Source organism: Clostridium merdae, assembly GCF_900176635.1.
GTDB classification, from domain to species: domain Bacteria; phylum Bacillota; class Clostridia; order Oscillospirales; family Acutalibacteraceae; genus Faecalispora; species Faecalispora merdae.
The window spans coordinates 235,083-246,645 of sequence record NZ_FXLN01000002.1 but is presented as its reverse complement, the minus strand read 5'-3'; the positions used below and the strand labels follow the sequence as shown (position 1 = coordinate 246,645).

Genomic DNA, 11,563 nt, shown 5'->3' with positions numbered 1-11,563 from the left:
CTGCGGCTTATTTGCCGTTTACAGCCCGAAATGTAAATGTATATGGCTCTGTTACCAGTTGCCGTTCTGAATTGTACAGGCAATAGCTGCCCGTAAACACACCGTCTTTATAGCGCAGGTCAAACCGACTGTCAAGGCTTGAGCCAACTGTAAAGTCTGCGGGAACTACCTTTAAATTGGAATAGCTTAAATTGCTCAGCAAAGGGATTTTCCCGGTATCTTCGCTTGCATAAACCAAATAAATATGCCCGGCGTCATTTGTGCCTGTACCAACGCGAAGTATTCCGTCCGAAACCCCATAGGCCGCATTGGAATATGAGGTTACCCTTGAGTCATCATCGGTCGTTATATTTTGTGCATAACGCAAAACATCCGATAGTGCCCGGTTAATCGTATCTGCAACAGACTGGCTCTCCGCCACAAAGGTTTCCTGATAGGTTACCCGCATGGCCGCTTGCGTGCCAATTAATATGGTTGAAGTAAGCAGTGCAATGATTAACACTGCCATTAAGGTTTCTACGATCGTCATGCCAGAGCGGCTGCGCAGCTTGCGCTTTGGCATGCTCATCCCCCATCACTTTGCGCATAGGAATATAGCATTTCGGACGAAGTTCCACTGGAGTATGCGTAGTAGTTTACGTCATAGTCTCTGCCGCCTATCTCAATACTGCCGGAGGAAACGGGAGAGGCACCCTGCTTCTCTGCCGCTGCTAGCACCCTTTGGTACAGCGCGTCCAGCTCTTTGGATTGCGTACTTAAATTGGTGGAAGCCATGGTCATCTGCAAAAAGAGCAGGCCGGAAAGCACAACCAAAAGTAGCGCCGCCAGAGTCTCAACCAGTGTTTCACCGGAAGAATTTCTTTTTCTGCGCATCTTAACCCGCTCCCTTCGTTATTTTGGCACCGCCCCATGAGGTTTTGTAATAATCATACGTTTTATGATCTGTTACGTGCGATGTGCGGCAGGTATACGAAACCGTCATGCTATAATTCCCCGCTGTAAACTCCAGAGTGGCGTCACCGCCCGCTTTCATCTTGAATTCTGCAGTTACATCCGGCATTTCGTCTGCACGAATCATAAAGTTATCCGAATAATCCGCTGTACTGCCTGTATCTATATACGCATCGGTAAGAATATCTCCTTGTTTATCCGAAGAAAGAAACGGAGTTATGTTCCTCCAGCCACTTTCCATAATTGGCAAACCGGTCGCCGGGTCGATTCCCGTCTGCCAAGACTGCCATGTTTTCCCCTCCGTGTAAACGTATTTACCAAGGGAATCCTTCGCCAACCGGGCGGCAGAGGCTACCGCTAGGTAATCCTGCTGTTCCTTATAGCGGTCTTTTACCTTTACCGCATTAGCGGTAGCGGCTGTTAAAATCAGTGAACCCATTGTAATACAAATTAAAAAGAATAAGAGGGCAATTATGAACGATGCACCGCGCTCACTTTTCAGTTTATTACGAATAGAACGCATAGCCACCCTCCTGTTTCAATTTAGCCTACCGGTTAGCTTACCGGCCAATCGCCGTAGTAATCGAGCCCTTTCATGCGTGGGTAGGGGTAGGCTTGCCCCTTTTGTGCATCCGTAGCGGGGTGAGTTTGCGCAGGGGTGGTCGCCAAAGTCCAGCTTTGGTCTCCATTATCCCAACCCCAGCCCGTTGCGTACAGTGGCATCTGCCGCAGTGTATTGAACGATATGCTGGTAATTCTGCCCGGCTGGTTCCACAAGGTATCTACACCTGAATTAAAGCCGCCAAACTGCCTTACCCAGTAGCAATCGGTAGCACTTGCCACAGAATTGGTAAACCCAACGCCAGTGCGCCCAAAGGTGAGTGCAACCGCGGCATAGCTGTTCTTCACAAAGCCGTTGTATTGGGTAATCTCTTGCAGAAAGCCCGCGGCATCGCCACTTGCTGAAACCGCAGAGCCGACCGAAAAGCAATTGGAGACCGTTCCCTGCCTCAGGGCTCGGCCAAAACCAGAGGCAGTTCCATTACCCACAGCAGAAATGTTACCCGTGCGGTAGGAGTAACTCATCTCTCCTCCCTCCATACTATCGAAGAAACCGGAGGAATTTCCACCATTCTGTGCGGTAACCAAACCGCTTGCATAAGAAAGCCGAACGACGCCGCCTGCGTTCTGTAAAACAAAGCCTGCCGCTCCGCCGCTTTGCAGCGAGGTAACCGTTGCCGCTGTACTGCTGTTTTGGATGGTAGCATTCCATGCGTTTTGCCCCACAAAGCCCGCCGCACTTGCACCTGTTACCGTTACGCTCTGGCTTACCGTATTATTAGAGACACTGCCTGTGCTCAAATTGCTTGCAGAACCAACCAAACCTGCCGCTAAACCATTGGGGTTGCTTACTTCCGTATTGGTCACCCGACAATTTAAAATTCCCGGCCCGCCTCCGCCAATAGTACTTATCATACCGGCGGCATATTGCCCGCCGCCCGTTACGGTAACGCTTGTACTCTCTGTTCCTACGGCACAATCTATAATAGTACCGCCGTTGGAGGTGTGAATCAAGCCTGAGGCAGAGCCAGATGTACTTACAATGCTGCCGGAACGCACCGTACAATTCGATACAACGTTCTGATTGGTTTGAACAAGTGCCGCTGTATCGCCAGACTTACGAATCGATACCTGAATCAAATCCAAGTTCTTCAGCGGCCCCATATTTGTGCTTACCAACGGCTGTTGAAGCCCGCTGATGAGATTTCCGCCGCCATCGTATGTGCAGCCGGTGTTATTTACAAACCCGCCGGTATCCGCTTTTGTAACGGTTATGTTATGTGTCTGTTTAAAATACCATCCACTGTCCGAAATTCGATTGCGTTCACGAAGCTGTTCCTCTGTGCGAATCTGCATTGGCTGCGTTTCATTCACTTGTAACACATTCAGAGAAAGCGCCGCGCCAAAAAAAGGATTGATGTAAATGGAACGACCCGACTGCAAATCCTTTACACTGCGGTCACGCTGATTCACATGTGTTTGCAGGTCTATGGCAGCATTAGGCAGTGGGTATAAATCTCTTTGGAGCGAGGGTATCGCTATTTTCTCTCCCAAGGTAGCATTTGGTCCCCAGCCAATGTTTGGCCCTACAACATTTTGAGTTCCAGCCGGAACAAGTATCCCGTAGCCAGTGGCGGCAATCAAGGAATCGTTTTTATAATCGAGCGTATCTGCCAGCACCCCGTTCGAGTCGAACCCGTAAAAGCCCCAAGTTCCATTTGTGTACCGCTCATAATAGCATAAGCTATACGGTGGTTTCCCTTTTGATGGCACAATTACCTCCGGCCAATCGCCATAGTATTCCTCGGTGACCATACGGAACGGGTAAGCTTTGTCTTTTAACGCCTCTGCATATGGGTGACATTTCTGCACGCTGTTTTGGATGGCGTGACCCGTGCTGTCTTTCGCCAGTGCATCATACTCCAAAGCCGTTACACCCGCAGGAGCCGAGCCACTGTACGCATCCGAAGCCTCACTGTCGCCAGACTGCAAAAGATAATTGCTGTCTGTATAGGCGATTGTACCTCCAAAGGCAAGCGGGCCATATGCAGTCATACTATTGGTTGTTACAAGCCCACAGGCATAGCTGGTTAACACAGACAGGTTGCCCGTATTTATGCCAACCAGAGCACCGGCGTTTTCAGAAGCGAAAACGTCTGCCGTTGAGTAGCTGCCTGTAATGCGGGCATACCCAGCCGTAGAACCGACCAAGCCCCCTGCTGTTTTGTAATATGCGCCAGATTGCCCAGAAATGACAGTTACGGACGAGTAACTGTTCTCAATTTCAACCGGAGCAGAAGAGCTCCCTCCTCGTACACTCCCGATGAGCCCCCCAGTTTGACTGGCGGAATTGCTTACCGGCAAGGCGGCAAACGAGCTTTTTATAATGACTGCATTCGAGTTTTTTGCCTCTATTAAGCCAATGAGCCCGCCGGTCGGTCTCTCCGAACCCGAGCTGCTGCCGCGCCCGCCGGTAACAAAGCCCTTACCCGCGCTCGATTGATACGCCCCGCAGTTTGAAACAGTAACATTCCCGCCATCACCACTTAATTTACCAATCAGCGAGCCCGCAACCTGCTCGCCGGAGCTTCGAATATCTAACAAGCGTAAATTTTGAAAATCTGCAGAAACCGTGCAGGCCCCAAATAATGCAGAAATCGAACTCTGTATTTGAAAATTCGAGAGGACATAAGCGGTTCCATTTCCGTCTTTTCCGTCTACAATAATGCCATCCTGCTTGGCTGCATCCGTGAGGCTAATGGGAGCAAACCAAGCGGGTGCGGTATTCACATGCTCCGTTACTGGCATCATCGTCGTTTGACGAACCGAGCGAGTAAAATCAATATCCCCCGTTTGTGAGGCGAAACCAAACCCCATAGAATAATACCTAAGGTTGCTTAGGTGGCGAACACGGGAGAACTCCACTCCCATTTTATGGAAGATGCCCTCCACGGTATCATTTGTTTCATACTTTGCACCATACAGGCTGTTTACCTTGCCCACCATAGCATTTTGGTACAGGCTTTTCCCGTTGTAAGAGAGAGACACCTGCACGGTAATATCGTCACCTGCATGTAAAGAGGGAAACAGTGTGGAGAAGGATTTTCCATCAACCAAACTGTCTAGCAATACATATAAGGTATAGTCGTTGCCGGTGTTTACTTCGGGGTAGATACTCGATTTCCATCGGCTAAATTCCGCATCGCTTTCCTCTTTGGCTTTTACAGCAGAGGTGCCGTCTGCACTGCGCGTGATAGAAGCTCCGCTTTCATCGGTAATTTGAATCGAAGCCAGAACCTTTTCTGGGTTTCGCATTGCCTCACCCAGCTCTGGGTATACAAGCTTTACATATAAATCTTCGCCGTTAATCAGCTCCAACGTTTCGGGTAGGTGATTGGGCTCTTCCGGCTTGCCTGGCGTTTGAGACGACGTGACGAGCCCACCGTAATACCCAATGCCCTTTTGGGCACGTAGGTCACGGTTGTCCGTATCCCCTAGCTCATTGCGCAATTCTGCAACCTCTGAATGAGTGAGGGGGTTTTTCGAGTAGTATACATCCGTCACATCACCGGTTCGTGGGTTTACATATAGTACTGAGCCGCCGGGTAGAGTAGAAAACAGCGCCTTTAAACGACCCAGGGAATCCCCGATTTCTTCGGAGGTTATGTAGTGCAGTGTTTTGGTTACACCGCCTTCAGTTGTAGTCTCTTGCTGAACCACGCTACTGTCATCCGCAAGCTTTTGTAATGCGTCAGAGGTTTTTTTCTCCGTCAGTTCGTTTTGCGCGGTTAGAAAAATTTCGCGGGCGGTTCCGTCCAGCTCCGTTATTTGAAGTCCCTTCCAGCTTTGAATCAAATTAGGCGCTGCCAATGCCAGCAGGATGGTAAGAATCGCAACCACTGCAAGCAGTTCCACTGTAGTGAACCCACGTTTGCTTCGTTTGTTTTTCCCACTGTGCCACACCACGCGTTTCACCACCCGTTCCTTTATCTTCCCACAAAGAAAGCCGCCGTTACAAAACGACAGCTTCAAAACATAATGCCTTTGGGCAGTTAACTGCGGAAGAGCACCATGCGGCACATCGCTTAAAACTACCATATTAGTTATAAAATTATGCTATCATATTTTCCGTAGTTTGACAAGAAAATTATTCTCATTTTTCTGTTGGTTTTTGACGAAAAATGGAAGATTATTCTATCTAACAAATTGTATAAATCTTCTTGTTTTCTAACTCTTTCATGATTATGATATGCTTTTTTTGCTGAATTTTACCAGACTTATCTCATTAGATTCTATTGATTTCTATTTTCGCTTTTATATCTTACTGAATCGGTAAAACAAAAAAGATGCTTCCACATCTCGTGAAAGCATCTTTTAAAACTACATTTACATAGTTCTCTTTTATTCCCGAACCATAACCGAAATACCATTGGGGATGACGACTAGGTGGGCATTCTCCCCCTTGATTTCTCTCGCCTTTTGCAGAGCGGCATCCACATCCGGTGCCCACATAATTTTCATATCCTCTACAATCTGCTTTTGAGCGGGGTCTGTCACATAAATCACTTTGTGTTTATTCAGCACTCGGCATAGAATCTGGAACTCCCATTGGTCGGGCAGAGTTTGATCCTGCGGGGTGTTTAATATTTGCTCGGTTAACTTCTGAGTAGACTCGCAGTCTCGTAAAGCGCGGTAGAAGCTATCTCCACCATGACCATCACTGCATGAGCTAACCATGATTAATACTGCCTCCGGTGCAGCGGCAGCTTCAGCGGCAGTAAGGCCCTTTACGCTTTGGTAAATGTTTTGGTCAAGCGGATAGCCCCCGTTGCTGGAGATGACAATATCGCCCCGCTTTTCCGGCTTTACCTGGCAATAATTTAGTAGAAGCTCACACCCCTTGCGGTGGGCGGTAATGGCATTGCCGGCAAACGCCGCAACCACACGCTTCTCTTCATCAATAATCACATTTACAATATAAGCCAGCTTTGCAAACTCACATGCGGCAAGCATATCTTTATGAAGCGGGTTACCGTCCAGCACACCGGTTCGCGCATAAGGGGAATCTATAAACTTCGAGCAATGATTGCCCAGCACCGTTACCTGATCGCACACGCCCGGCAGTACACTCTTTCTTCCGCCCGAAAAACCAGCGAAGAAATGTGGCTCAATAAATCCCTCCGCAATGAGCAGGTCTGTTTGCACCGCCAGCTTATCAATGACGCAAGCAGCACCAGAGGGCAAAGTGCCAATATTCACATTACTCTCTGCATCGCGGCTGTCATGAATGACTATCGTCTCATTCTCAACAATATCTTCTCCCAGCTTTGTGACAAGCTCTCGCTTATCCGTTGGGCGGTGAAATCCCGTTGCAACCAACAGAGTTATGTCTATATCAGGGCTACCCTCCCGCAGCTCCTTTAGCATGAAGGGGATAATATGCTTACTCGGTACCGGTCGCGTATGGTCGCTTATGATTATGGTGCAGGTCTTTTTACCTACAGCAAGCTCCCTCAGCTTGGGAGAATCAATGGGATTTGCCATCGCAGCCAATACCAAACCATCCTCCGTATTGGCAGCTTTCAATTCCCCAATATGAGATTCCAGAATTTCAGCTTCGCTAAGGTCTGAACGAAGCTCTATTTGAGATGTGCCAAAAGGGATTAAAACAGACACAAAAACACCCCACTTTATAAATTCTTCTTTAAAATTGGTCACTCCAAAATACCGTTACTCACCTTTACTTTACCATAAAAACGAATAAAAACAATGCTTTTTTATTCATTTTTATTATTATTTTAAATTATTTTTTCTATTTGCATTAAATTCATTTAGCATCAAATTGCTATTTACCTATGTTTTTACAGAATAATTTAAAATTAGAGTAAAAACAGGTTCTTATGAAAAAGACAAACGCCAAACCTATATTGGTAGAACCAAATTCAAAAACTGCTTATTAATACGACAAAAACAATGTTTTCAAACCATTCTCTTTCTATATGGTCGAGAAGGCAGCACGAGTTTTTCAAACTACGTTTGATTTCCGCCCGTCAGTATTGCAATCTTCAATTGGTTTATTTCCAATTGAATAGGAAAAGGAGAAAGGAAGCACTTCCTTTCTCCTTTTCCCTTTTTTATAGAGGGTTTGTTTATGGGCTTGTTTTAATATAAAAGATAAATACAAGGTATTGAACACACAGAACGACTAGCAAAAAGATTCGCAAAGCAACACTCACCGTTGAAAAGAAAACACTCATAATGCAAACGGAAGAAAAGGCTAAAATAGAGACCTTTGTTCTTCTGGTCATGCTTTTGCTTTCTACCGACTTTGCAAGATGCTTTTGGTAAAACCGATTATTTACAATATAAGAATGGAATTTGGGAGAGCTGCGCGCAAAGCAATAAGTGGAAGCCAAAACAAATGGAGTGGTTGGCAGCACCGGCAATACAGCACCCAAGGCGCCCAAAATAAGCATCAAAATACCAATTACAAAATGAAGTGTTTTCAATCAAACGTCCTCTACTCTTTCTTTACCTGTTATAGACAGTATAGCGGCAAAGTGGTACAGTGTATATATCCAATCTTGTTGATTTTATAGGATACAGTTTGAGTGACTAATAATCTGTAAACAGGAGTTATAACATGCTGCAAATTAATCCCGCCAGCGCACAGCCAATCTACCAGCAGATATACGAGCAAATCCGTGCCGACATACTAAACGGCAGCCTTGTTGAGGGCAAAAGAATTACCTCAACAAGAGCTTTGGCAAAGGAGCTGCAAATTGGAAGAAATACCGTAGAGAGTGCTTACGCACAGCTCGTGCTGGAAGGCTACCTTACGAACCAACCAAGCTCTGGTTATGTTGTAAACAGCCTTCAATTTAACCTGAACCAAAGAGTAGAGCTGCCCAGGCGCCAGCAAAATGCCGTAACCGCTCCTGATGAAGACAAAGTAACGATTCGCTACAGCTTCCAGTACGGAAGCTTGAGTGCCAACGCATTTCCAGATAAGCTTTGGAGAAAGTATACAAACGATTTGCTTGGCAGTACCGACCTGCAAAAAATTCAGAGCTATGGTGATGGAAAAGGAGATTTTAGCCTACGGGTGCAGCTAAAAGACTATTTGTACCACAGCCGGGGTGTCAACTGCGAAGCCGACCAAATCATTCTATGCAGCGGCACACAATCCGCGCTGGAAATCCTCATTCAACTGCGCCCGTACGAAAACAAACAGGTCGCCATGGAAGAACCCTGCTACAACGGTGCCAGTATTGTGTTTCGTAGCAATGGATATGAGATTCTGCCAGTCCCAGTTCATCATGATGGCATTTGCCTTGCAGACCTCACTTCCTCTTCTGCCAGAATGGTGCACATTACGCCCTCTCACCAGTTCCCAACCGGAGTTGTATTGCCGATACACAAAAGAATTCAACTTTTAAACTGGGCAAAGGAGCACGATGCCATTTTAATAGAAGATGATTACGACAGCGAGTTTCGCTACCACGGCAGGCCTATTCCCTCCCTGCAATCCATTGATACCGATGGGCGGGTTGTTTATATTGGAACTTTTTCAAAATCTCTATCCCCCGGACTGCGCATGGCATACATAATTCTCCCAAAATGGCTGCTGCCAAAATACGAGGAACGGTTTTCCGGGTACCAATGTACCGTTCCGCTCATGGAACAAATTGTGATGGCTCGCCTGATTGCCGACGGGCATTGGGAAAAGCACAACCGAAAAATCTGCCTGGCTCACAAGAAAAAGCACGATATTTTATTGCAGGCACTGGAGGCTTACATGGGCAATCGAGTGAATATCCATGGGCAACAGGCTGGGCTGCATTTGATGCTGGAGTTTTTGGAGGGGCAGCAGGAATCCGTACTCATTGAACAAGCTTTGGAGCAGCAAGTAAAAGTATGCCCGGTTTCTCCGTTTTGGCTCAATGCGCAGAACTATAAAAAAAATTGCGTAATCTTAGGCTATGGCATGATTTCTGAGAATGATATTCCCAACGCTGTGAAGCTTTTGGCTCGGGCTTGGTTTGATTAACTGTATCCTAAAAATATTAAGAAACCGGCTCTTTAGCAAGAGCCGGTTTTATTGTACAATCAGGTTAAAAGAGAATTGTACAAGGAGGAAGTAACCATGCAATACCGCATGAAAACCCACCCTTTAACAGATGAGCTTATTTGCAGCTTGCTAGAACACACCCAAACCGGCAGCTTAGCTACAATAAATCCTGACGGTACACCCTATGTAACGCCCATGCACTTTGTTTATGAGCAAAACACACTCTATGCACACGGCTTACCCAAGGGGCAGAAGATTAGCAATCTTACAAACGACCCAAGAGTTTGCTTTTGCGCTTATGAGATGGACCAGCTTTTATTAGACCCAAACGAAAAGCCCTGCGACACCAACACCAAGTATGAAAGCGTAATCATCTCTGGCAGCGCCACACTTGTAAAGGACATTGATAAAAAAGAAATGGTGTTAAAAAAGATAGTAAAGAAGTACACCCCCCACCTAGCCGACCGCCAATTACCCGCAAACATGGTAAAAGGCACCGCCGTAATACAAATTGATATTACGGAAATAACCGGAAAATATTACGACTAAAAAAGCAGCTCCCCGAAATATTCATTGGGAGCTGCTTCAATTATTCTTGTAGCTTTAGTAATCGTTAAATTACGTTTTGATTATCTATTACGCGGGGGCCGAGTTAGTTGTTTCGCCTTAAGAAGTATACACACCCAATTGACGACGCATTGTATTGGTGCTAGTATTAAGCTTTAGAAGTAAACATAAAAAGGTGATTACTATGAATAAAGCTAGCCCGCAGTTACCCGAGGAGTTTATACGAACAAATAACTTTTCTGCTTATGCGAAAGAGTTTCTTGAGTCCGAGCTGCCCATTTCCGCAATAAAAAGCAATGAGACCGTTATTCAAGGCGAAGATTTTTACAGTATCGAAATTAAAGAGAGTGTTTTTGATAATTGTACCTTTCATGCCTGTAAGTTCCAAAAAGCCAGTTTTACTGATGTTATATTTCAATCCTGCGACTTCTCGAACACCGAATTTACGGATGCCTATTTTGAGAGGTGCATCTTTGTTTCTTGTAAATGTATGGGATTGGATATGAGCGAAACGGTGATAAAGAAGACTGTTTTTAAAGATACCAACCTGCAATACGCTTGCTTTGACAGGAGTAAATTGACAGATGTTCTGTTTGAAGAAGTTGATTTCACCGAATCATCCATGGCGGAAGCTAAGCTAAAGAATTTTGAAGCGAGTAAATCCAAATTCTTAAAGAACAACTTTTATAAAACGTTACTGGCGAACATTGACTTTACAGACAGCGATTTGGCCGCACCCACTGTGTCCTCCCCTCCAATTGAGTTAAAAGGAGCGAAAATCAATATGCTCCAGGCAGCGGATTTAATCCGCCTTTGGGGTATTGTTGTTAAAGTATAGCCTGTCTTAGTTGCTCCTACCATTAGTCATTCCTGAATTTTAGACTTTTTTACAACATACATTGTTTCAATTAGTATTGATAACTTAACTATAAAAAATTAAACCATGTGAACGCTAACGTTCACATGGTTTTTCTTTGTAGTATAAATGTTTTAAATACGCTCATAGTTCATAGAATACATATAAATAAGAAAAGAGGATATTTCATTCTATCTCTTCATTCAAATTATCTACATATTGTTTTGCTTCAAGTAAATCCATTTGCGTGTGCTCACGAACCTTTTTAACGGCTTCCACATTTTTACCGTCCCGCTTTAGCTGAATAATCTGCTCTTTTATTTCATCAGATACCCAGTGGGAAGATAAATCCTCATGGCCTGTCAGCTTCGCTAATTGATTGAGTCGCTTTTCTTGGCTCGCAATCACTTTCTTTAAGGCCGAAATTTCGTTATAAGCCAATAATCCGGCAATGAATACTAACGCAACGGCTGAATATTCCACGCCCTGTGCCCTCCTAAGGTTAATTCTAGTTGATTTCTCTCATTGTAGCATAAAAATTAAGCTGAAGCAGTTAC

The 11,563-nt window shown here is 45.4% G+C and carries 10 protein-coding genes; 3 read left to right on the top strand and 7 right to left on the bottom strand.

The window, feature by feature from the left end; translation table 11 throughout:
• Window positions 1-7: 7 nt before the first annotated feature.
• The 6 genes from CAN90_RS01250 to CAN90_RS01225 all read right to left on the bottom strand — a co-directional run bounded on the left by CAN90_RS01250 (window position 8) and on the right by CAN90_RS01225 (window position 8,021).
• A complete protein-coding gene (locus CAN90_RS01250) occupies window positions 8-562 on the bottom strand; it encodes a type II secretion system protein (RefSeq protein ID WP_085832016.1) in 555 nt (184 codons plus the stop codon).
• Window positions 563-564: 2 nt separating this feature from the next.
• The gene (locus CAN90_RS01245) at window positions 565-873 is read right to left on the bottom strand and encodes a hypothetical protein (RefSeq protein WP_085832015.1); all 309 of its coding nucleotides are present in this window, start codon (window positions 871-873) and stop codon (window positions 565-567) included.
• A gap of 1 nt (window position 874) precedes the next feature.
• Window positions 875-1,474, bottom strand: a complete 600-nt coding sequence (locus tag CAN90_RS01240) for a hypothetical protein (RefSeq protein WP_085832014.1) — start codon at window positions 1,472-1,474, stop codon at window positions 875-877.
• Between the two features lie 32 nt (window positions 1,475-1,506).
• A complete protein-coding gene (locus CAN90_RS01235) occupies window positions 1,507-5,610 on the bottom strand; it encodes a prepilin-type N-terminal cleavage/methylation domain-containing protein (RefSeq protein WP_085832013.1) in 4,104 nt (1,367 codons plus the stop codon).
• Window positions 5,611-5,913: 303 nt separating this feature from the next.
• Complete coding sequence (gene larA / locus CAN90_RS01230; protein WP_085832159.1) at window positions 5,914-7,188, bottom strand: nickel-dependent lactate racemase; 1,275 nt, start codon at window positions 7,186-7,188, stop codon at window positions 5,914-5,916.
• A gap of 473 nt (window positions 7,189-7,661) precedes the next feature.
• Window positions 7,662-8,021, bottom strand: a complete 360-nt coding sequence (locus CAN90_RS01225) for a YbaN family protein (RefSeq protein WP_085832012.1) — start codon at window positions 8,019-8,021, stop codon at window positions 7,662-7,664.
• A 134-nt stretch (window positions 8,022-8,155) separates the two neighbouring features.
• Here CAN90_RS01225 and pdxR point away from each other — a divergent pair, with 134 nt between their 5' ends.
• From pdxR to CAN90_RS01210, 3 genes are all read left to right on the top strand, one after another.
• Window positions 8,156-9,562, top strand: a complete 1,407-nt coding sequence (gene pdxR / locus CAN90_RS01220) for a MocR-like pyridoxine biosynthesis transcription factor PdxR (protein WP_085832011.1) — start codon at window positions 8,156-8,158, stop codon at window positions 9,560-9,562.
• 96 nt (window positions 9,563-9,658) lie between these two features.
• Window positions 9,659-10,132 carry a pyridoxamine 5'-phosphate oxidase family protein gene (locus tag CAN90_RS01215; RefSeq protein WP_085832010.1) on the top strand — a complete coding sequence of 158 codons (474 nt, stop codon included), beginning with the start codon at window positions 9,659-9,661 and terminating at the stop codon, window positions 10,130-10,132.
• 202 nt (window positions 10,133-10,334) lie between these two features.
• A complete protein-coding gene (locus CAN90_RS01210; RefSeq protein WP_085832009.1) occupies window positions 10,335-10,988 on the top strand; it encodes a pentapeptide repeat-containing protein in 654 nt (217 codons plus the stop codon).
• Window positions 10,989-11,192: 204 nt separating this feature from the next.
• Here the strand turns inward: CAN90_RS01210 and CAN90_RS01205 are convergent, their stop codons facing one another.
• A complete protein-coding gene (locus tag CAN90_RS01205; protein ID WP_085832008.1) occupies window positions 11,193-11,489 on the bottom strand; it encodes a 50S ribosomal protein L7/L12 in 297 nt (98 codons plus the stop codon).
• Between the last annotated feature and the right edge of the window lie 74 nt (window positions 11,490-11,563).

Excerpts from the sequence above, each read along its gene's own strand:
- CAN90_RS01250 (WP_085832016.1), bottom strand. The coding sequence starts at position 562 with ATGCCAAAGCGCAAGCTGCGCAGCCGCTCTGGCATGACGATCGTAGAA.
- CAN90_RS01245 (WP_085832015.1), bottom strand. The coding sequence starts at position 873 with ATGCGCAGAAAAAGAAATTCTTCCGGTGAAACACTGGTTGAGACTCTG.
- CAN90_RS01240 (WP_085832014.1), bottom strand. The coding sequence starts at position 1,474 with ATGCGTTCTATTCGTAATAAACTGAAAAGTGAGCGCGGTGCATCGTTC.
- CAN90_RS01235 (WP_085832013.1), bottom strand. The coding sequence starts at position 5,610 with ATGGTAGTTTTAAGCGATGTGCCGCATGGTGCTCTTCCGCAGTTAACT.
- pdxR (WP_085832011.1), top strand. The coding sequence starts at position 8,156 with ATGCTGCAAATTAATCCCGCCAGCGCACAGCCAATCTACCAGCAGATA.
- CAN90_RS01215 (WP_085832010.1), top strand. The coding sequence starts at position 9,659 with ATGCAATACCGCATGAAAACCCACCCTTTAACAGATGAGCTTATTTGC.
- CAN90_RS01210 (WP_085832009.1), top strand. The coding sequence starts at position 10,335 with ATGAATAAAGCTAGCCCGCAGTTACCCGAGGAGTTTATACGAACAAAT.